At 65.5% G+C, this 20,842-nt stretch carries 20 protein-coding genes; 15 read left to right on the top strand and 5 right to left on the bottom strand.

Annotation, left to right across the window (positions count from 1 at the left end; translation table 11 throughout):
• Positions 1-118 precede the first annotated feature (118 nt).
• The 7 genes from ACV17W_RS04310 to ACV17W_RS04280 all read left to right on the top strand — a co-directional run bounded on the left by ACV17W_RS04310 (position 119) and on the right by ACV17W_RS04280 (position 6,711).
• Positions 119-430: an Rdx family protein gene (locus ACV17W_RS04310; protein WP_462595217.1), complete on the top strand. Its 312-nt coding sequence runs from the start codon at positions 119-121 to the stop codon at positions 428-430.
• Between the two features lie 132 nt (positions 431-562).
• Positions 563-1,438 carry an energy transducer TonB gene (locus ACV17W_RS04305; protein ID WP_462595216.1) on the top strand — a complete coding sequence of 292 codons (876 nt, stop codon included), beginning with the start codon at positions 563-565 and terminating at the stop codon, positions 1,436-1,438.
• Between the two features lies 1 nt (position 1,439).
• The gene (locus ACV17W_RS04300; RefSeq protein ID WP_462595215.1) at positions 1,440-2,381 is read left to right on the top strand and encodes a MotA/TolQ/ExbB proton channel family protein; all 942 of its coding nucleotides are present in this window, start codon (positions 1,440-1,442) and stop codon (positions 2,379-2,381) included.
• A complete protein-coding gene (locus ACV17W_RS04295) occupies positions 2,381-2,920 on the top strand; it encodes an ExbD/TolR family protein (RefSeq protein WP_462595214.1) in 540 nt (179 codons plus the stop codon). Before ACV17W_RS04300 ends, ACV17W_RS04295 begins: the two co-directional genes overlap by 1 nt.
• A 58-nt stretch (positions 2,921-2,978) precedes the next feature.
• Complete coding sequence (locus ACV17W_RS04290; protein ID WP_462595213.1) at positions 2,979-3,650, top strand: response regulator transcription factor; 672 nt, start codon at positions 2,979-2,981, stop codon at positions 3,648-3,650.
• A 50-nt stretch (positions 3,651-3,700) separates the two neighbouring features.
• Positions 3,701-4,816 (top strand): sensor histidine kinase, encoded by a 1,116-nt coding sequence (locus ACV17W_RS04285; protein WP_462596456.1) that lies wholly within the window; start codon positions 3,701-3,703, stop codon positions 4,814-4,816.
• A complete protein-coding gene (locus ACV17W_RS04280) occupies positions 4,813-6,711 on the top strand; it encodes a potassium transporter Kup (protein WP_462595212.1) in 1,899 nt (632 codons plus the stop codon). Before ACV17W_RS04285 ends, ACV17W_RS04280 begins: the two co-directional genes overlap by 4 nt.
• 77 nt (positions 6,712-6,788) lie before the next feature.
• Here ACV17W_RS04280 and argG read toward each other — a convergent pair whose 3' ends face one another.
• Complete coding sequence (gene argG / locus ACV17W_RS04275) at positions 6,789-8,123, bottom strand: argininosuccinate synthase (RefSeq protein WP_462595211.1); 1,335 nt, start codon at positions 8,121-8,123, stop codon at positions 6,789-6,791.
• 185 nt (positions 8,124-8,308) lie between these two features.
• Positions 8,309-9,247 (bottom strand): ornithine carbamoyltransferase, encoded by a 939-nt coding sequence (gene argF / locus ACV17W_RS04270; protein WP_462595210.1) that lies wholly within the window; start codon positions 9,245-9,247, stop codon positions 8,309-8,311.
• Between the two features lie 110 nt (positions 9,248-9,357).
• Between argF and ACV17W_RS04265 the strand changes: the two genes are divergently transcribed.
• Entirely contained in the window at positions 9,358-9,648 is a 291-nt protein-coding gene (locus tag ACV17W_RS04265; RefSeq protein WP_462595209.1) for a DUF3579 domain-containing protein, read from the top strand.
• A 120-nt stretch (positions 9,649-9,768) separates the two neighbouring features.
• On the opposite strand, the gene ACV17W_RS04260 is transcribed toward ACV17W_RS04265, so the two are convergent.
• The 3 genes from ACV17W_RS04260 to ACV17W_RS04250 form a co-directional block, all read right to left on the bottom strand.
• The gene (locus tag ACV17W_RS04260) at positions 9,769-10,725 is read right to left on the bottom strand and encodes a 2-hydroxyacid dehydrogenase (RefSeq protein WP_462595208.1); all 957 of its coding nucleotides are present in this window, start codon (positions 10,723-10,725) and stop codon (positions 9,769-9,771) included.
• 84 nt (positions 10,726-10,809) lie between these two features.
• Positions 10,810-11,781, bottom strand: coding sequence for a Bug family tripartite tricarboxylate transporter substrate binding protein (locus ACV17W_RS04255; protein WP_462595207.1), 972 nt, complete (start codon positions 11,779-11,781; stop codon positions 10,810-10,812).
• 72 nt (positions 11,782-11,853) lie between these two features.
• Positions 11,854-12,852: a Bug family tripartite tricarboxylate transporter substrate binding protein gene (locus tag ACV17W_RS04250; protein WP_462595206.1), complete on the bottom strand. Its 999-nt coding sequence runs from the start codon at positions 12,850-12,852 to the stop codon at positions 11,854-11,856.
• A 202-nt stretch (positions 12,853-13,054) separates the two neighbouring features.
• On the opposite strand from ACV17W_RS04250, the gene ACV17W_RS04245 reads away from it, so the two are divergent.
• The 7 genes from ACV17W_RS04245 to garL all read left to right on the top strand — a co-directional run bounded on the left by ACV17W_RS04245 (position 13,055) and on the right by garL (position 20,824).
• Positions 13,055-13,984 (top strand): dihydrodipicolinate synthase family protein, encoded by a 930-nt coding sequence (locus ACV17W_RS04245; protein ID WP_462595205.1) that lies wholly within the window; start codon positions 13,055-13,057, stop codon positions 13,982-13,984.
• Positions 13,985-14,051: 67 nt separating this feature from the next.
• Positions 14,052-15,131 (top strand): SMP-30/gluconolactonase/LRE family protein, encoded by a 1,080-nt coding sequence (locus tag ACV17W_RS04240; RefSeq protein WP_462595204.1) that lies wholly within the window; start codon positions 14,052-14,054, stop codon positions 15,129-15,131.
• A 107-nt stretch (positions 15,132-15,238) separates the two neighbouring features.
• On the top strand, positions 15,239-16,009 hold the full coding sequence (locus ACV17W_RS04235) for a FadR/GntR family transcriptional regulator (RefSeq protein WP_462595203.1): 771 nt from the start codon (positions 15,239-15,241) through the stop codon (positions 16,007-16,009).
• A 53-nt stretch (positions 16,010-16,062) separates the two neighbouring features.
• On the top strand, positions 16,063-17,175 hold the full coding sequence (locus ACV17W_RS04230; RefSeq protein WP_462595202.1) for an Ldh family oxidoreductase: 1,113 nt from the start codon (positions 16,063-16,065) through the stop codon (positions 17,173-17,175).
• A gap of 62 nt (positions 17,176-17,237) precedes the next feature.
• Positions 17,238-18,983: an L-arabinonate dehydratase gene (gene araD, locus ACV17W_RS04225; RefSeq protein WP_462595201.1), complete on the top strand. Its 1,746-nt coding sequence runs from the start codon at positions 17,238-17,240 to the stop codon at positions 18,981-18,983.
• A gap of 47 nt (positions 18,984-19,030) precedes the next feature.
• Complete coding sequence (locus ACV17W_RS04220; protein WP_462595200.1) at positions 19,031-20,035, top strand: Bug family tripartite tricarboxylate transporter substrate binding protein; 1,005 nt, start codon at positions 19,031-19,033, stop codon at positions 20,033-20,035.
• Positions 20,036-20,056: 21 nt separating this feature from the next.
• Complete coding sequence (garL, locus tag ACV17W_RS04215; RefSeq protein WP_462595199.1) at positions 20,057-20,824, top strand: 2-dehydro-3-deoxyglucarate aldolase; 768 nt, start codon at positions 20,057-20,059, stop codon at positions 20,822-20,824.
• The last annotated feature ends 18 nt before the right edge of the window (positions 20,825-20,842 follow it).

Genomic DNA, 20,842 nt, shown 5'->3' with positions numbered 1-20,842 from the left:
AATCCGGCAGGCGTGCTGCAGTGCAGCGTAAACGGCTTGCGCCGCGCAAGCAGGGGCGAGCATACTGGCAACCGGGGCGCCGAGCGCGGCGGCCCATGGCATGGCCCGGAATAATCCCATGAGTGAAACGAACCGTCCTCGAATCAGTATTACGTACTGCACGCAGTGCCAGTGGCTGTTGCGCGCCGCCTGGATGGCGCAAGAGCTGCTGTCGACATTCGCCACCGACCTTGAGGCGGTGACGTTGGTTCCCGGGACGGGCGGCGTCTTTCGCATCCACTACAACGATCAGTTGCTGTGGGACCGCGCCGCCGACGCGGGGTTCCCGGATGCGAAGGTGCTTAAACAGCGCGTGCGCGACCGCCTGGACCCGACACGCTCGCTGGGGCACATTGACCGAGCGCGCACCGAAAGGCCGGGCCCCCCCTGACCTAGTTTTAAAAGTATGTGCGAATCATTCGCATTTAATATAATATGTCGGACTTGGAATTCGCCGGCCTTGGCGTTCCCCGGCGTGGTGCCGGCGCGCGGCCGGCCGACATCGACGCTTTTCGGCTAGTTCATGCCCGGTCCTCAACTCGGTTGGTCTGCTCGTTCGCAAACACCTTTGGCTTTACGGGCCGGCGCCGGTCTTGCCGTGCTGGCGGCGCACGTTGCGGTCGTTGCGGCAATTTACTGGATGCCGGAAGAGGCCCCGCCTCAACTGCTTGAACCCGAAGCCGTCATGGTGAGCGTGATCGAGGCGCCCATACCTCAGATTGCCAAGGCCGAGCCTGCCGTCGAGCCGGCGCAGCCGGAACCCGAGCCGGAACCCGAGTCCGAGCCCGAACCCGAGCCCGAACCCGAGCCGCCTCCACCAGAGCCGGAGCCCGAGCCCGTGGTCGAACCCGAGCCCGCGCCGGTTATCGAGCCGGAGCCCGAACCCGAGCCTGTGGTGGAAAAGGCCGCCGAGCCGGCTCCCAAGCCGGAACCCAAGCCCGAACCCAAACCGAAGCCCAAGCCGAAGCCCAAGCCCAAGCCGGAACCCAAGCCGAAGCCCGAGCCCAGGCCGGAAAAGCCGGTTACGCCGCCGAAGGCGCCCACACCGCCAGCCGGCGCCCCGGAGGGTGCACAGGAGACGCAGGCGCCGGTGCAGGGCCCGCCGCCCGACGAACCTGTCATGGTGTCCAGCGTCGAATACATGGGCCGCCGACCTTTGCCGGTCTATCCCATGACCTCGAAGCGTTTGCGCGAAGAGGGCAGGGTCGTGGTACTGGTGGAAATCAATACCCAAGGGTTGGTCGAGCGTGCCACAGTCGCCCAGTCTTCCGGCCACTCCCGGCTTGACGAGTCGGCCCTGACCGCCGCGCGCAAGGCGCGTTTCAAGCCGCTGATGCGCAATGGCGTGGCGTACCCGGCCAAAGCCCGATTACCGTTCGATTTCGTAATGAGGAACTGAGATGTCCAACGCTATGCATAACGCCATGCTGGTGGCGCAGGCGAGCACCGCCCCCTCTGCCGCTGGCGCCGCCGAGGCAGTGGCGCCCGTGGCTTCCGGTGCGCTGCCAGGCGCGCAGCAGGCCGCCGATGCGCTGAGCCAGGCCGGCGCGGCGATGGCTCAGGCGGCCGTCGCGCCGCCGCCCCCGCTGCCGGTGACGGCGGACATGGGCTTTCTGCACTTCATCGCGCAGAGCGACTTCGTGGGCAAGGGCCTGTTCGCCATCCTGATCGTGATGTCGCTGCTCACCTGGTACCTGATCCTGGTGAAGTTCGTCAGCAATATGCGCATGCGCCGCCGTTCGGCCGAGTTCCTCAACAAGTTCTGGAACTCCAGTTCGCTGGAGCAGGTCGAGAACGAAATCGTCACTCATGGGGCGCGTGACCCGTTCTCGCACCTTACCAGCCACGCCATGCATGCTCAGGCGCATCACGCAAAGTTCGGCGCCACGAAGCTGGAAGAAAGCGGCGGCAATGGCGAGTTCGTCACGCGTACGATGCGCAAGGTGATCGATGAAGAAACCGCCAAACTCGAAAACGGCCTGACAGTGCTGGCCTCGGTGGGTTCCACTGCCCCGTTCGTGGGCCTGTTCGGCACCGTCTGGGGTGTGTACCACGCCCTGGTCGGTATCGGCCTGGCCGACGGCGTCACCATCAATCGCATCGCCGGTCCAGTCGGCGAGGCGCTGATCATGACCGGTCTGGGCCTGGCCGTGGCCATTCCCGCCGTGCTGGCCTATAACGCCTTTGTGCGGGGCAATCGGGTCTTCCTGTCGCAGCTCGATGCTTTTGCCCATGATATGTTTGCATTCCTTAGCACGGGCCAACAGGTGGTGCTGTCCGACGGCAAGGTGCGCGCGTTGCGGCGTCATAACGCGTCCGCCGGCCACCGGGGAGCCGAATAATGGCTTTCGGCAGCTTCGACAGCAAGGGGCCGGGCAGCCACACCGTGTCCGAGATCAACATGGTGCCGCTGATCGACGTGATGCTGGTGCTGCTGGTGATCTTCATCATCACGGCGCCACTGATGGCGCACTCGATCCGCATCAACATGCCTCAGGTCACTGCGGAGCAGGTCGAGGAAGAGCCCAAGACGGTGGATCTTGCCATCGATGCGGCGGGCGCCCTGTTCTGGGACGAGCAGCCGGTTGCCATGGAAGACCTGACAAACCGGTTCCTGGGCATCGCCCAGTCCAAGCCCCAGCCTGAACTGCGCATCCGCGCCGACATGAACACGCGCTACGAAACCCTGGCCCAGGTGATGGCTGCCGCGCGCCGATCGGGGGTCTCGCGCATCGGCTTCATTACCACTCCGCAGCCGGGTGGCGCGGCTTCGGCCGACGCCGGCTCGCGCGGCGCTGCGACCGAAAGCCCCGCCGCTGCCACCGCCGGCGCCCGCGCTGGTGCCGCCGCTTCGGCATCCACACCGGCCGCTGCAGATTGACCCTGCTGGCTTATAAGACGTTACCAGGCCCAGCCGCGCTTCGCGCTAGAATCGCCGCATGCGAGTTCTCGTAATCGAAGATGACACCACCCTGGGCCACGCGCTGCAGGAGTTCCTGGCCGATCAAGGGTACGCTGTCGACTGGCTCACCGAGGGCGACAAGGTGCTCGGTGCCCTGGCCGGGCAGTCTTACGATCTGCTGCTGCTCGACCTAAACCTGCCAGGCCGCAGCGGTCTCGACGTTCTGCGCCAGCTGCGCCAGGACGGCAACCAAGTCCCCGTTCTCATCGTCACCGCCCGCGACGGGCTGGACGACCGCGTCGCCGGGCTGGATGCGGGCGCCGACGACTACGTCACCAAGCCGTTCGACCTGCCGGAATTGGCGGCGCGCGTGCGCGCCTTCGGACGGCGGCGCGTCGGCCAGGCGCAGCCCCTGATCGAGACCGGACCGCTGGTATTCGACACGGTAGGGCGCGAAGTGCGTGCCAACGGTCAGCGCCTGTCGCTATCGGTGCGCGAGTTGTCGGTGCTGGAAATGCTGATGGCGCGCGCCGGCCGCGTCGTGACCAAACGCCAGATCGTGAATTCGCTTTCCGCCTGGGACGCCGACTTCAGCGAGAACGCGGTCGAAGTCTACGTCTATCGCCTGCGCAAGCGCCTGGAGGGTACCGGCGCCAGCATCCAGACGGTGCGCGGATTCGGCTACATGCTGGATTCCGAACAGGCGTGAACACGTCCGGCCGGCCCGCGCGCCACGCCGCCCGGCCGGCGCCCGGCACCGTGCCATCCCCGCTCACTGAACCCGGCCCCAGCTATGCGCGCTGGCGCCTGCGGCGCGGCTCGCTCGCACGCTACCTGGTCAAGCGCCTCCTGCCGCCCATCCTGCTGCTGGTGGCGCTGGATCTGCTCGCCACCTGGGTCATCAGCCACAAATTAGACATGTCCGGCTGGATGCTGGAAGATTTCTTCTGGCTGATGGTTGCCGGCCAGTGCGTGCTGGTGGCCGTGTTCGCAGGCGTGATCGTGCAGGGGATCCGATCCGGTCTGCGCTCGGTGAATCACTTGTCCGACGAGATTCGTCAGCGTTCCATCGACGACATGCAGCCGCTGGAAGTCGCAGGCGTCCCGGTCGAGATCGAGCCCTTGGTGACCCATACGAACGATCTCCTGCGGCGCCTGGACGCCTCGCTGGCGGCGCAACGCCGATTCATCGGTCACGCGGCGCACCAGTTGCGCACGCCACTGAGCGGGTTGCGGATGGAATCGGAACTGATGCTGGCCCGCCCGCTGCCCGATGACGTGCGGGCCCGCGCCGAGCGGATCAAAGCCGTCAGCGACCGCATGATCAGGCTGGGTCAGCAATTGCTGGTGCTGGCGCGCGCCGACCCCAATGCGCGGCCGCAGGACAGTTTCGTGCGTATCGATCTGTGCGAATGGGTCCGCTCCAGCGGCGCAGAATGGATACCTCACGCGCGCGCGGCGAATTTCCAGATCGACCTGGTGGCGCCTGACGAGCCGGTGTGGATAGACGGCGATCCGCTGCTGCTCGACGAGCTGCTTGGCAACCTCATCGACAACGCGGTGCGTTACGGCAAAACCGCGGGACGCATTACGCTGACGGTGGGTATCAATCCGCCCGCACTCACCGTCGAGGACAACGGCCCGGGAATTCCGGGCGACGAGCGCGAACGCGTGTTCGAAGCGTTCTACCGCTCGCCAGGCAGCACGGCCGGCGGTTCCGGGCTAGGGCTGGCCATCGTGCGCGAGATCGCCCATGCGCATGGGGCCTGGTGGAAACTCACCAGCCGGCCCGAGTATGCCGGCACCCGCCTGTCCGTGGTATTTCCCGGCCCGCGCAAGGGCGCGCAACTGACCCGCCACGACCGAACTTCATGAGTGCCGACCTTCCGGGCCGTGAAGTCCAGCCGCAGGCCCCTTCGTCGACGACCTTGCTGATGCTGGGCGCGCTGGGCGTGGTGTACGGGGATATCGGCACCAGCCCGCTGTACACCTTGCGCGCCTGTCTGGCGGGCTTCAGCGACCTGTCGCCCGAGCACATCCTGGGTGTGCTTTCGATCCTGTTCTGGCTCGTGATGCTGGTGGTATCGTTCAAGTATGTCGCCCTGGTGCTGCGCGCAGACAATCGGGGCGAGGGCGGGACGCTCGCGTTGCTGGAACTGGCTGTGCGCGGGCGGCATGGGCGGGCGCGCTGGCTGCTGGTGGTGCTCGGCATTTTCGGCGCGGCGCTGTTCTACGGCGACAGCATGATCACACCCGCGATATCCGTACTGTCCGCTATTGAGGGAGTGGGTGTGGTGTCGCACCGGCTCGATGCCTGGATCGTGCCCCTGTCGGTCGCGGTGCTGGTGGGCCTGTTCGCCATCCAGTCGCATGGCACAGGCGCCATGGGCAGGCTGTTCGGGCCGGTGATGGCGGTGTGGTTTCTTGCGCTGGCGGCGCTGGGCGGCTGGCAAATCTGGCAGGCGCCGCAGGTGTTGCAGGCGCTCAACCCCCTATGGGGCTGGCGGATGATAGGCGAGTTTCCCCTGGCCAGTTTCCTTTTGCTCGGGGCCGTGGTGCTGGCGCTGACAGGCGCCGAAGCCCTGTACGCCGACATGGGCCACTTCGGCAGGCCGGCCATCCGGCGTGCCTGGTTCTCGATGGTGCTGCCGGCCCTGGTGCTGTGTTATTTCGGTCAGGGGGCGCTGCTGTTGCGTGAGCCCCAGGCGATACGCAATCCATTTTTCCTGATGGCGCCCGACTGGGCGCTGGCGCCGCTGGTGGTGCTGGCCACCGTCGCCACCGTCGTTGCGTCGCAGGCCGTGATTTCCGGCGCCTATTCGGTCACCCGCCAGGCCGTGCAACTGGGATACTGGCCGCGCATGCAGATTCTGCACACCTCGGCGGCCGAGAAGGGGCAGATCTACCTGCCGCAGGTCAACGTGCTACTGCTGCTGGCGGTGCTGGTGCTGGTGATGCTGTTCCAGAATTCCGAGAGCCTGGCTGCGGCTTATGGTTTTGCCGTAACCGGCACCATGCTCGTGACCACGGTGCTGGCCTTTGCTGTTCTGCCACGCGAGGCGGCGGGGGTGCGCCGCGCGCTGTGGCTGGCGGTACTCGGGGTGCTTCTGCTCGTCGACCTGCTGCTGTTCAGTGCCAATGTGTTCAAGATTCATGAAGGGGGCTGGCTGCCGCTGATGGTCGGCGTGGTGATCTTTGCCTTGATGATGACGTGGCGTCGCGGGCGGCAGCTGCTCGCTGTGCTTCAGCAGCGCGACCACCAGCCGTTGCAGGCTTTCCTCAAGGGGCTGGAAGAGTTTCCCCCGGCCCGCGTGCCGGGCACGGCGGTCTTCATGACCATGAGCCCGGGCATGGTGCCCGCTGCCATGCTGCACAACCTGAAACATAACAAGGTGCTGCATGATCATGTGGTGTGCCTGACCATACACGTGGTGGACGTGCCGTACGCGGCACAACACGAGCGGCTCGACGTGACGCAGGTCGGCGTGTCGTGCTGGCAGGTCGTGGCGAATTACGGGTTCAAGGAAGACCCCGATGTGCCGGCGGTACTCAGACAGGTGGCAGAGGCGTTTCCCGAGATAGGCCTGGAGCCCATGCGCACTTCGTATTTCCTGTCGCGGCAAACTGTCGTGGCGGCGCAAAGGCCGGCCATGCAACGATGGCGCAGGGCGGTGTTCTCGTTCATGGCGCGCAATGGCATGCGCAGCACCAAGTTCTTCAAGATTCCGCCGAACCGGGTGGTCGAGATGGGCATGCAGGTGGAACTGTAATGCCCGCAGGCCGCCTGGCGGCGGGGCGGGGCGGGGCGGGGCGGTGCTGGCCGCACCGCGTCCGCCCCGGTGGGCGCCTACTTCTTGGTGTCTTTCAGCTGCGGCAGCGCGGCGCCGCCGGAAGGCGCCAGCAGGCCGGTCTGCACGTAGGTGTAGAGCTTCTCACGCGTGTCGATGATGTCGAGGTTGCGCATGGTGAGCTGCCCGATGCGGTCGGCCGGCGAGAAGGTGGAGTCGCCTTTCTCCATGGTCAGGCGTTCGGGTTTGTACGTCAGGTTGGCCGATTCGGTGTTCAGCAGGGAATAGTCGTTGCCGCGGCGCAGTTCCAGCGTGACTTCGCCAGTAATGGCGCGCGCCACCCAGCGCTGGGCGGTTTCGCGCAGCATGATGGCCTGCGGGTCGAACCAGCGGCCCTGGTAGAGCAACCGGCCCAGCTTGCGGCCGCTTTCGCGGTATTGCTCGATGGTGTCTTCGTTATGGATGCCGGTAACCAGGCGCTCGTAGGCGATGAACAGCAAGGCAAGCCCCGGCGCTTCGTAAATGCCGCGGCTCTTGGCTTCGATGATGCGGTTCTCGATCTGGTCACTCATGCCCAGGCCGTGGCGGCCGCCTATGCGGTTGGCTTCCAGCAGGAGCTCGACCGGATCGGCATATTCGACGCCATTCAGCGCCACCGGCTGGCCTTCTTCGAAGCGCACGCGCACTTCCTCGGCCTTGACCACGACGTCGTCACGCCAGAACGCCACGCCCATGATGGGCTGGACGATCTTGATGCCCGAGTTCAGGTGTTCGAGGTCCTTGGCTTCGTGGGTGGCCCCCAGCATGTTGGAATCGGTGGAGTAGGCCTTTTCCGCCGACATTTTGTAGTCGAAGCCCGCTTGCTGCATGTATTCGGACATCTCGGCGCGGCCGCCGAGTTCGTCGATGAACAACTGATCGAGCCACGGCTTGTAGATTTTCAGCTCGGGATTGGTGAGCAGGCCATAGCGGTAGAAACGTTCAATGTCGTTGCCCTTGTAGGTGCTGCCATCGCCCCAGATGTTGACACCGTCTTCCTTCATGGCCGCCACGAGCATGGTGCCCGTCACGGCGCGCCCGAGCGGCGTGGTGTTGAAGTAGGTGACGCCTGCCGTGGAAATATGGAAGGCGCCGGCCTGCAGGGCCGCAATGCCTTCGGCCGCCAGCTGGGCGCGGCAGTCGATCAGGCGTGCGTTTTCGGCGCCATATTCCATGGCGCGACGCGGAATGGCCTCGTAGTCGGATTCGTCGGGCTGGCCCAGGTTGGCCGTGTAGGCGTACGGAATGGCGCCCTTGTTGCGCATCCAGAGCAGCGCAGCGCTGGTGTCCAGGCCGCCCGAAAAGGCAATGCCGACCTTCTGGCCGACGGGAAGGTGGGGAAGAATAGTGGTCATTGTGTGATCTAAAGCCTACGGACAGACAGTGCCGGCGCGGCGGCGTGGCGCGCTCGCTGCGATTGAACCACGGATTTTAGCGCGTTTGCGTGGGGTGGACCGCCTGCCGCGCGCAGGCGCCAACTGGAATGTCTGATATCGAAGGCTGCGACCTGCCGGCTGATAGGGCGGGGCGTTCAGGCGGATCAGAGGCGGCCCAGCAGCAGGAACTCCATCAGCGCCTTCTGCACATGCAGCCGGTTCTCGGCTTCGTCCCACACGACGCTTTGCGGTCCGTCGATGACTTCGCCGGTGACTTCCTCGCCGCGATGGGCCGGCAGGCAATGCATGAAAACCGCCTGCGGGTCGGCGACGGCCATCATTTCGGCATCGACGCACCAGTCGGCGAAGGCGGCGCGGCGCGTCTCGTTCTCGGCCTCGTAGCCCATGCTGGTCCAGACGTCGGTGGTGACCAGATGCGCGCCGCGGCAGGCTTCCATGGGGTCGGCAAACTGGCGCAGCACACCCTCGGGTGGCGAACCGACACGCGCGGGGTCGAGTTCATAGCCGGGGGGAGTGGATACATGCAGGGTGAAGCCCAGCATCTCGGCGGCCTGCAGCCACGTGTAAGACATGTTGTTGGCGTCGCCGATCCAGGCCACTGTCTTGCCGGCAACGGGCCCGCGATGCTCGATATAGGTGAACAGATCGGCCAGGATCTGGCAGGGGTGGTATTCGTTGGTCAGTCCGTTGATGACAGGCACGCGCGAATGCGAGGCGAAGCGCTCGATGCGGGTCTGCTCGAAGGTGCGGATCATGACGATGTCGACCATGCGCGAAATGACGCGCGCCGTATCTTCGATGGGTTCGGAACGGCCGAGCTGCGAATCGTTCGACGTGAGATTGATGACCGACCCGCCCATCTGGTACATGCCAGCCTCGAACGAAACGCGCGTGCGCGTGCTGGCCTTCTCGAACACCATGGCCAAGGTGCGGTCATGCAGCGGCATATGGGGCTCGTAGCGCTTGAACTTGTCCTTGATCAGGCGAGCGCGGTCGAGCACATAGGCGATTTCTGCGGGTGAGAAATCCCGGAACTGCAGGAAATGCCGCAAGGGGCCATTCTGGTGCGTGGGAGGAGTCATGGTCGAAACGGCGTGGCCAAAAGAGCAATCATATACAATTCGCGGCGCGGGCCGCATCTTTGGTGCCTGGCCAATCTGGACCCTGCACACGCAGCCCGTGGTGAAAACACATGGCAACTCGCGTCAAACAATTCGTTATCCACGGTGTCACGGAAAGTGGCGCCCGGTTCCGTCCGAGCGATTGGGCGGAACGCCTGGCCGGCGTCATGGCGCAGTTCCGCCCTCCCGGGTCCACCGGCAGCCATCTGACTTACTCGCCTTACGTGCTGCCGGTCATGATAGACGGCGTGCGCGGGGTCGTGGTCGACCAGCGCTTGCGCGAACTGGAACCGCTGGCCTACAAGTTCGTGATTGACTTCGCGCACGACAATAAACTGAAGACCGAAGAGCGCGAAGTCTGAGCAAGCCTGTGGCCGCACATGCCGTGCGGCGCGGATTCTGAAGCGGGCGCCAGCCGCCCGCAGCCTCAGGGACGCTGGGCGCGGACTGCGGCGCCGCCTGCGGCAGGGGGCTACCCGGCCTTACTCGACCGGAGTGACCAGCTTGCCGGTCTGGAAGAACGACTGCAGGTTTTCCAGCATCAGGTCTTCCATGGCCATGCGGGTTTCGTACGTGGCGCTGCCGATGTGCGGCAACAGCACGCTGTTGTCGCTGGCTTTCAGGGCATCGGGCACGTTGGGCTCATGCTCGAACACGTCGAGCGCCGCGCAACCCAGTTTGCCGCTGTCGAGCGCCGTGACCAGTGCCTGCTCGTCGATGACCGGTCCCCGCGCGATATTGACGATGATGCCCTTGGGGCCCAGAGCCTCCAGGACCTCGCGGTTGACCAGGTGCCGCGTGCCCGGACCGCCCACGGTGGCCACGATCAGGAAATCGGACCAGCGCGCCAGTTCGACCAGCGAAGCTTCGTACCCATACGACACGTCGTCGCGCTGGCGGCGATTGTGATAGCGCACTTCCATGTCGAAGCCCTCGCCCCGGCGGGCGATGGCCTGGCCTATGCGTCCCAGGCCGATGATGCCCAGTTTCTTGCCGCTGACGCGCGTGCCCAGCGGAATGCTGCCATGCACCTGGCCCCAGCGGCCGGCCCGCACGTAGCGATCGCCCAGGCTCATGCGCCGCGCGCCGGCGATCATCAGGCCCCAGGCCAGGTCGGCCACACAGTCGGTGAGCACATCGGGCGTATTGCTGACAAGCACGCCGCGCGCCTGCGCTGCCTGGACGTCGATGGTTTCGTAACCGACGCCCCAGCTGCAGATAGCCTTCAGGTCGGGCAGGCCTTCGATGAGTTCGGCATTGGCGCCCATGGTGGCCGAAGTGACGACCGCCGTGATGCCTTTGCCATGTTCGGCCAGGGCGGCCTTGCGGTCGCCGTGCTTCCAGAGTTCGAAGACATCGTAGGAATCGGCCAGCCGTTGGTTGGCGCTGGGAGAGCCGGACAGGGAGCCGACCTGGAGTATGCGTTGCTTGGTGGTCATGTCGTGAGCGCTTGTCAGGGAAACTGCAAATGCTACTTGATTCCGACGGCGCATGGGCAATCTGCCGCCCATGCGCGCCGCCGCCTACTGCAGCTGTATGCCGCCATCTTTGATGACCTGTTTCCAGCGCTTGACTTCGGCCTGCTGGAACGCGGCGAATTCTTCGGGTGAGTTGGCCACCACCTCGAAGCCGAGCCCCTGCAGCGTCTTGGTGACTTCGGGCTCGCGAAGGGTCTGGCGCAAGGCGTCGGACAAGGTCTTGACCACGGGCGCGGGCGTATCTTTGGGTACGGCGAATCCCTGCCACGAATACACGACCATATCCTTGATGCCGGCTTCCGCCAACGTGGGGACGTCAGGGAGTTCGGCGGCGCGCGTCTCGCCGGTGATGGCAAGCGCTTTCAGCTTGCCGGCAAGCACATGCTTCTGCACCGCCCCCAGATTCTGGAACGACACGTTGACCTGCGCGCCCAGCAGGTCCGCGATGGCAGCGGCGCCGCCGCGGTAGGGCACGTCGACGCCGGTGGTGTCGGTGCGCTGGCGGAACAGGATTGCCGAAAGATGGTCCGACGAGCCCGTACCGGACGACGCATACGACACTTCGCCCGGATGCTTCTTGGCATATTCCACCAGCTCGGCCACCGTGTTGGCCGGGAACGACGGCGGAGCCACCAGCAGGTTGGGATTACGCACGGCCTGGGTCAGATACTGGAAGTCCTTGCTGGGGTTGTAGGCCAGTTCTTTGTAGAGCGCCTCGTTGATGGCGAAGGTGCCGATCGAGCCGACCATCATGGTGTAGCCGTCGGCGGGCGCGCGAGCCAGTGCCTGCGCGCCGATGGCGCTATTGGCGCCCGGCTTGTTCTCGGCGACGAAGCTCTGGCCCAGCAGCTTCTGCATGCCGGGCATGACCGAACGGGCCGTAATGTCGGAGGATCCGCCGGGAACGAACGGCACGATGATGGTCACCGGCTTTTCGGGAAACGTGGCGGCGTGGGCGGCCGGTGCGCCCAGAAGGGCAAGGCCGGCGGCGGCGATGGCGCTGATCAGTTTATTCACGATGTCTCCTGGTGCGCGTGTTGTGGGATCAGCCGCCGGCCACGCGCGCCAACGGCCTGGGAATGCCTGAGTTCAGTCGACCCGCGCGCCGGATTGCTGCACGGCCTTGGCCCACTTGGCGGTTTCGCCGGCCATGAAGGTCTTGAATTCGTCGGGCGTCATGGCTTGAGGTTGGGCACCCAGCGCCTCGAAACGCTCGCGCACGGCCGGATCCTGGAGGATCTTCGCCACATCGCGCTGCACCCGGTCCACGATGGCCGGCGGTGTGCCGGCCGGAGCCAGCAGGCCGAACCAGCTGGACGCGTCATAGCCGTCTACCCCAGCCTGGGCGATCGTGGGCACGTCCGGCAACGCGGGGGATCGTTCGGCGCTGGTGACGGCCAGGGGGCGCAATTTGCCCGCTTTCAGAAAACCCATCGAGGACGGCAGGTTGTCGAAGATCAGGTCGGCGGAACCACTCATCACGTCGGTCAGCGCAGGGCTGCTTCCCTTGTACGGCACATGGGTCATCTTGGTGCCGGTCATGGCCATGAACAGCTCGCCGGACAGGTGGGTGGACGTGCCGTTGCCGGTAGAGGCCATATTGACCTTGCCCGGGTTCGCCTTCAGGTAGGCGATCAGGTCGGCGACCGAGCGGATGTTGTGCCGGTCGGCGAAGGCCGGGTTCAGCTCCAGGACGTTGGGCACCGGAATGACCATGGTGACCGGCGTGAAATCGCGCACCGGGTCATAGGGCAAGTTGCTGTAGACGGATTGATTGATGGCATGGGTGCTTACCGTGCCCATCAGCAGGGTGTATCCGTCGGGCGCGGCGCGCGCTGCCTCGGCAGTGCCGACATTGCCGCCGGCGCCGGCCCGGTTCTCGACCACGACGGGCTGCTGCCAGGCCTTGCCAAGTTCGGCTGCCACCACGCGCGCGGCGATGTCGGTGGTGCCGCCTGCGGGAAATGGCACCAGGATGGTGACCTGGCGCGCGGGATAGGCATCGGCGGCATGCGCGGGGGACCCCCACAGTGCCGCGCTGGCGGCCAAGGCGGTGACGGCGGAACGGAACAAGGAACTGACAGGCATCGCGGTGTCTCCTGGTGCGCGGGGCGCATCGGGTGTTATTGGAATGACACGCCCGCGCGGTACGTTGCAGAGCTTGTGCGCGGCGCGCGTATCTGGCAACCGATTTGTTGTAAGACAAATATAGGTATTGAGCTTTTACTTGTCAACCAAGTATACTTTTTTTGTTGATGAATCCGACCACCGGCTCCAGGAGTCCATTGCCATGAAAACCACCCCGGTCACCGCCGCCGACCTGCAGCGATCCGTGATAGCCGTTCCGCCGCTGGCGCGCCGCGCCGATCTTTCGTTCGACGCCGCGGGAAACCAGGCTTTATTGCGCCATCTCGAGCAGGGTGGCGTGCGCAGCGTGATGTACGGCGGCAATGCCAATTTTTATAACCTCGCCGTCAGTGAATATGCGCATGTGGTGGATTCCCTGGCCGAAGCGGCAGGGCCCGATACCTGGGTGTTGCCATCGGCAGGCCCCGACTACGGCAAGCTGATGGACCAGGCGGCGATCCTGCGCACGCGCGACTTTCCCACCGCCATGCTGCTGCCCATGTCTTTCCCCTACACCGACGCGGGCCTGGCCGACGGCATCCGACGCTTCAGCGACGCCCTGGGCAAGCCCGTGGTGGTCTATCTGAAAAGCGCGGGCTACATCGAGCCCGCCACGCTGGCCAGTCTTATCGGCGAGGGCCGCATCGTCGCGCTCAAATATGCAGTGGTGTGCCCTGACGCGGCCGACGACCCTTATCTGCACGCGCTGCTGCAGGTCATCGAGCCTCGCTGGCTGGTCAGCGGCAGCGGTGAGCGCCCGGCCATCACCCACTTCCGCAAGTTCGGGCTCAAGAGCTTTACCTCGGGTTCGGTTTGCGTGGCGCCCAGGGGCGCAATGCATATGCTTCATCTGCTGCACGAAGGCAAGTTCGACGAAGCCGAGCAAGTGCGCCAGAAGTACCTGCCCCTGGAAGACTGCCGTGACGGCATCAGCCCCATCCGCGTGCTGCACGACGCGGTCACGTTGGCCGGAGTGGCTGACATGGGCCCCATGCTGCCTCTGGTCACCGGCCTGTCCGAGTCCGAGCGCCAGCGCGTGGCGCCGGTGGCCCGCGCGCTGTTGCAGTGGGACCAGGAGCTCGTGCCCGCCTGAAAACGCATGCCTGCGCGGTTGACGCCGGCGTTCGATCTTCCCGAAGGTCCACCCACCGGAGAATCACATGCAGAATGCCGACCTGCGGCCAGGCCGCACTGAAGCTCAGGAAGCGTCACACGCCGGCCCGGCCGTCGACGGGCCGCGCCGCCGGCTGCTCGCTGGCGCGGGCGCTGCAGCCATCGCCGCACTGCCAGGCCTCGCGCGGGCCTGGAAGCCTTCTGCCGCCTACCCGGACCCCGCGATCGAAGTCCTTGACCCGGGCTTCGAGGCCTACCGGTTGTTCAACGCGGGCATCGAGCGCATTGCCACGGGCATGCGATGGGCCGAAGGACCGGTCTGGTTCGGCGATGGGCGCTACCTGCTTTGGAGCGATATTCCCAACGACCGCATCATGAAATGGGACGAGCAGACCGGCGCGGTCAGCGAGTTTCGCAAACCGTCGAATTATGCAAATGGCAACACGCGTGATCGCCGGGGCCGGCTGGTCACGTGCGAGCATCTCACGCGGCGCGTGACGCGTACCGAGTACGACGGCTCCATCACGGTGCTGATGGACAAGTATCAGGGCAAGCCGCTGAATTCCCCCAATGACGTGATCTGCCATACCGATGGCGCGGTGTGGTTTTCGGATCCGCCCTTCGGCATAGGGGGCAACTACGAAGGCCGCAAGGCCCAGGCCGAACTGCCGCACAGCGTCTACCGCATCGACCCGCAAACGGGCCAAGGCAATGCCGTGATCACCGATCTCAAGGGCGTCAACGGCCTGTGCTTCTCGCCCGACGGCATGCTCTTGTATGTGGTCGAGGGGCGGGCGACGCCCAATCGCCTGATTCATGTGTACGACGTCGTCGAGGGCGGCCGCGGGGTCGCCAACCGACGCGTGTTCCTCGACGCGGAGGGCGGCACGCTCGATGGCATGCGCTGCGATGTGGACGGCAATCTGTGGTGCGGGTGGGGCATGGGCGAAGGCAAGGACGGCGTGATGGTGATATCGCCCAAGGGCAGGCGTCTGGCGCATATCCACTTGCCCGAACGCTGCGCCAATCTGTGCTTTGGCGCAGCACAGCGCAACCGTCTTTTCATGGCTTCCTCACATTCCGTGTACGCCTTGTATGTGAATACGCAGGGGGTGCCAGGCGCTTGAGCCGCTGCCCGGCGACAGTGGTATACAGATGACTGGCGCGCATGGGCGCCTGAAGGCGGGCGGCGCGCATGGCGTGCGCGACGTCTGCATGTGCAAAGGAAAGCAAGGTGAAACGCAAGAAATCGGCGGGGCCCACGGCTCCCGCTGTGGTGGCAGAAACGGGCGCCGGCACGCTGGTGCTGGAGCGCGGGCAACGGGTGCGCCTGGCCGATCAGCTGTACGGCCAGATCTTCGAACAGATCACTGCCGGACACCTCAACGTCGGAGACAAGCTGCCGTCTGAACACGAGATCTGCGAGCGCTTCGGCGTTTCGCGCCCGGTGGTGCGCGAGGCCCTGCTGCGCTTGCGCGCCGACGGCCTGGTGACCGCGCACCAGGGGCTCGGCACGTTTGTCAGCCAGCAACCGGCGCCACGGCTGAAGACGTTCAGCGATGTGCAGCATGTGGGCGCCTATCTGCGGGCCCAGGAAATCCGCATGGCTCTGGAAGGGGATGCCGCGCGCCTGGCGGCGTTGCGCCGCACAGACGAAGAATTGCGCGCCATTGGCGATGCGCATGCCGCCTTCATCGACGGACTCGAGCGGGGCCATGTGTCGCCCGAAGCCGACCTGGCGTTCCATGCGAGCATCGCACAGGCCACCGGCAATGACTATTACCTGGGGGTGCTCGAATCGATCCATGAGTCCATCAGCGGCTTCATGCGCCTGACGCTGAGCCTGACGCGTACCGGATCGCGGCAGCGTGCCCAGCGCGTGGCGGACGAGCATGCGGCGATCCTGGGGGCCATACGCGAACAAGATGGCGAGCGGGCTCGCGTCGCGATGCAGTTTCATCTGGGGCAAGCCCGTCATCGGCTGGTGGATCGCGAGCGCGATTGATCCGGGCCGGCGGCAAGGCATTGATAACGGGTCCGACCCAAAGGAGACAAACGGTGCAGTGCAGCAGCAAGGAATCCTCGTTCAGGGTGCGCGCCGCACAGGTGCGCGAACAGATACTGGCCATCCTGGTGGCGTGGGGCATGCCACGCGACCTGGCGGCCATCACGGCGGAACTCATGACCGAGACCGATCTGCTGGGCGTCGATTCGCACGGTATTTCGATGTTGCCTGCCTACGAAGCGAAGTTGCGCGCGGGCACCTTGCGTATCGACGCGCGGCCGCGCCTGGTGCGTGAAACTGCGTCCACGGCGCTGCTCGATGGCATGGCGGGGCTGGGTTATCCGGTGGCCGCGCAGGGCATGCAACTGGCCGTGGACAAGGCGCTCGAAGAGGGCGTCGGGGCGGTCTCGGTGCGCAACTCGCATCACTTCGGGGCGGCCGGGGTCTACGCGCGCATGGCCGTGCGGCGCGGGGTCGTGGGACTGGTGACCAGCAGCGCCACCACGCTGATCATGGTGCCCACCCATGGCGCGGCGCCAGTGCTGGGCACCAATCCCATAGCCTTCGGCGCGCCCGCGGCGCAGAACGAACCCTTTGTGCTGGACATGGCCACCACCACTGTGGCCGCCAACAAAGTGAAGGTGTACGACTTTCTCGGCAAGCCGCTGCCCGATGGCTGGGCCGTCGATGGCCAGGGCCGCAGCGTGACCGACGCCGCGCAGGCCATGCAATACATCTTCGACCGGCCCGAAGGCGGTCTGACGCCCCTGGGCGGCACGGCCGCCATGAGCAGCCACAAGGGCTATGGGCTGGCGGTCATGGCGCAGTTGCTGGGCGGCACGCTTGGAGGCAGCGCCATGGCTGCCCGCTACGCCGCGCGCCGGCGGCCTGGCGACCCGGACGACATCGGCCATTTCTTCCTGGCCCTGAATCCCGACGCGTTTCGTGACTCGGGTTCGTTTGAAGACGATGTGGACGAAGTACTGGATACGCTGCGCGACACGCCGGCCGCCGACCCCAGCCAGCCCGTGCAAGTGGCGGGCGACCCCGAGGCGGCCGAGTGGGAGCGGCGCCAGCGCGATGGCATACCTTTGCCCGCCGCGCTGGTCGGGCGGCTGCGCGAGCTATGCGATCGCAGCGGCGTGCCCTTTCTGCTGGGCTCCTGACGCACGGCCTCGACCCGCGCACCCCCCCTTTTTTGACGACTATCGAAGGACATTTCCGCACCATGACTGACAACTCGCAGCGCAAACGGCCCGAAGAACTGCGCAGCCACCGCTGGTATGGCGTGAAAGACCTGCGGTCTTTCGGACATCGTTCGCGTACCGCACAGATGGGGTATCACCGCTCCGACTACGCGGGCAAGCCGGTGATCGCCATCATCAACACCTGGAGCGACATCAACCCCTGTCACAGCCATTTCAAGCAGCGCGTCGAAGAGGTCAAGCGCGGCATCTGGCAGGCTGGTGGTTTTCCGGTGGAAATGCCCGCCATGAGCCTGTCGGAGCCCTTCCAGAAGCCCACCACCATGCTCTATCGCAATCTGCTCGCCATGGAAACGGAAGAGCTGTTGCGTTCCTATCCGGCCGATGGATGCGTGCTGATGGGCGGTTGCGACAAGACCACGCCAGCGCTGCTGATGGGAGCGGCGTCGATGGACCTGCCCACCATTTTCGTGCCGGCAGGCCCGATGCTGCGCGGCAACTGGAATGGCAACACGCTGGGCTCAGGATCGGACACCTGGAAGTACTGGGCCGAACTGCGGGCGGGCAACATCACCGAGGAAGACTGGCAGGGCGTCGAAGACGGCATTGCGCGTTCGCCCGGCCATTGCATGACCATGGGCACCGCATCCACAATGACGGCGGCGGTCGAGGCCCTGGGCCTGTGCCTGTCCGGGTATTCATCGATTCCGGCGCCCGATTCGCGCCATGCGCAGATGGCCACGTTGTCGGGCAAGCGCATCGTCGAGATGGTGTGGCGCGATATCACCCCATCGAGCCTGCTGACGGCCTCTTCGTTCGATAACGCCGTGCGCACCGTGCTGGCCCTGTCGGGTTCGACCAATGCCGTCGTGCATCTGATCGCCATGGCGCGTCGTTGCGGCTTTTCCCTGGACCTGGACCGCTTCGACAGCCTTGCGCGCAGTACCCCGGTGCTGGCCAACCTGCGCCCCGCGGGCAAGTATCTGATGGAAGATTTTTACTACGCCGGTGGCTTGCGCGCCCTGATGGTTCAGCTCGGCGACCTGCTGGATACGAGCCAGCAGACCGTCGACGGCCGCACGCTGGGCGAGAACATCGCAGGCGCGCGCGTTTTCAACGATGACGTGATCCGCTCGCGTGAACAGGCGCTGGTGGCATGCGACGGCCTGGCTGTCCTGCGCGGCAACCTGGCCCCCGACGGCGCGGTGATCAAGCCGCCGGCAATGGAACCGCGCCTGCAGGTCCATACCGGGCGCGCGGTGGTATTCAAGGACTACAACGACATGGCCGCGCGCATCGACGATCCCGATCTGGACGTCGGTGCGGACAGCGTCATCGTGCTGCAGAACGCCGGCCCGCAGGGCGCGCCCGGCATGCCCGAGTGGGGGCAGTTGCCCATACCGCAGAAACTGCTGAAGCAGGGCGTGCGCGACATGCTGCGCATATCCGATGCGCGCATGAGCGGCACCAGTTATGGCGCCTGCGTGCTGCATGTGGCTCCCGAGTCGTACATCGGCGGGCCGCTGGCGCTCGTCCGTGACGGCGACTTGATCACGCTGGACGTGCCGAACCGGCGGCTTGACGTGCAACTGACCGATGCCCAGCTGGCCGAGCGCAAGGCGTCATGGCAGCCGCCGCCTGCCAGGTTCGAGCGCGGTTATGGCGTTCTGTACCTGAAGCACGTGGGCCAGGCCAATACCGGTTGCGATTTCGACTTTCTGCAGACCGAGCAGCAGGCGGGCGGCGCTGCCGAGCCCGAGATCCACTGAACCCGCGGCTCACCCGCCGCGCATACCTAAACCAAGGAGACACATCCATGCAGAGATTCCGTCAAACCACATCGGCCCGACTGGGCCGCATCGCCGCCGCGATGGCCACTGTTTCGGCCCTGCTGGTGGCGGCGCCGTCAACCGCAGCCGCGCAGGCATGGCCGTCGCAGCCCGTGCGCCTGGTGGTGCCGTTCCCTGCCGGCGGCAGCACCGATTCGGTCGGGCGCCTGTTGGCGGCCGAACTGGCCAAAGACCTGGGCCAGACCGTCATCGTCGAAAACAGGGGAGGCGCGAACGGCAATATTGGTTCCGATGCCGTGGCCAAGGCCAAGCCGGACGGATATACGCTGTTGCTGTCGGGCGTCGGCTCCAATGCCATCAACTACGCGGTCTATTCCACGATGCCTTACAGCGACGCCGATTTCGCGCATATCTCGCTGCTGGCCAAGGGGCCCAATGTGCTGGTCGCCAACCCGGAATTCCCTGCTCAGAATTTCGCCGATTTCATCAAGCTGGCCAAGGCCGACCCGGGCAAGTACACCCACGCCAGCTCGGGCAATGGATCGTCGGGTCACCTGGCCATGGAAATGCTGAAACAGGCGGCCGGCATCGACCTGATGCATGTGCCGTACAAGGGCGGCGCGGCGGCCATCACCGATACCATCGGCGGACGCGTATCGGTGCTGTTCCTGAACCAGGACAATGTGCTGCCCCATGTGCGTGCCGGCAAGCTGCGCGCCCTGGCCGTCGCCAGCGACAAGCGCAACCCTGCCTATCCCGACACGCCCACGGTGGCCGAGTCCGGTTATCCGGGCTTTGCAGCCGAATCCTGGTTCGGCCTGTCGGCCCCGGCCGGAACGCCGCCTGAAGTCATACAGCGGCTGCAGCAAGCCACCGTCAAGGCCCTGAATGCGCCCGAATTGCGCGAGAAGCTGGAAAGCGTGGGCTTCGTGGTGGTGGCAAGCGATCCCCAGGAATTCACTTCGTTCGTGTCCGCCGAGATTGCCAAATGGGGCAAGGCCGCCAAGGCCTCGGGCGCCCGCAACGACTGACATGCCTTTGCAAGGAACCTCATGAATACTCCGCTACCCAACCGATTCCGGCAGCGCATCCTGGCGCGTGAACGGCTGATCGGCTTCTGGATGAGCATGTCCAGTCACATTACGGCTGAACTGGCCGGGCTGGCCGACTTCGACTGGTTACTGCTCGACGGCGAGCATTCTCCCAACGAAGTGCCCATGTTCCTGCAACAGTTACAGGCCCTGCAGGGAAGTGCCAGCGCCCCGGTGGGCAGGCCCTCGTGGAATGACCCCGTCGAAATCAAGCGCCTGCTCGATATCGGGTTCTACAACCTGCTGATCCCGTTCATCGAATCCGAGGAAGACGCGAGGCGCGCGGTGGCGGCAACGCGGTATCCGCCGCAGGGCATGCGTGGCGTGGCGGGGCTGCAGCGCAGCAATCGCTATGGCACCGTGCCCGACTACCTGCACGTCATCAACGACAACATCTGTGTATTGCTGCAGATCGAGAGCCGGCCTGGCATCGAAGCGGTGGACGACATCGCGGCGGTCGAGGGCGTGGATGGCGTATTCATCGGCCCGTCTGACCTTGCTGCCGCGCTGGGCCACCTGGGCAATCCCGGGCATCCGGAAGTGCAGGAAACCATCAGGCACTTGTACCAGCGCGTCAGCGCGCAGGGCAAGGCCGTGGGTATCCTGGCCCCGGTCGCCGCGGACGCGCGCCGGTACCTCGACATGGGAATGCACTTCGTAGCCGTGGGCACCGACCTCGGCGTGTTCAAGCAGGCAACGTTCGCGCTACGCGAGGCGTTTCCGACCTGATCACGGGGCAGGGCGGCT

The sequence above is a fragment of the Bordetella sp. MIP270_01_BMS genome, from assembly GCF_054958705.1.
The sequence above is the reverse complement of the archived record's forward strand: the minus strand, read 5'-3'. Positions and strand labels throughout refer to the sequence as shown.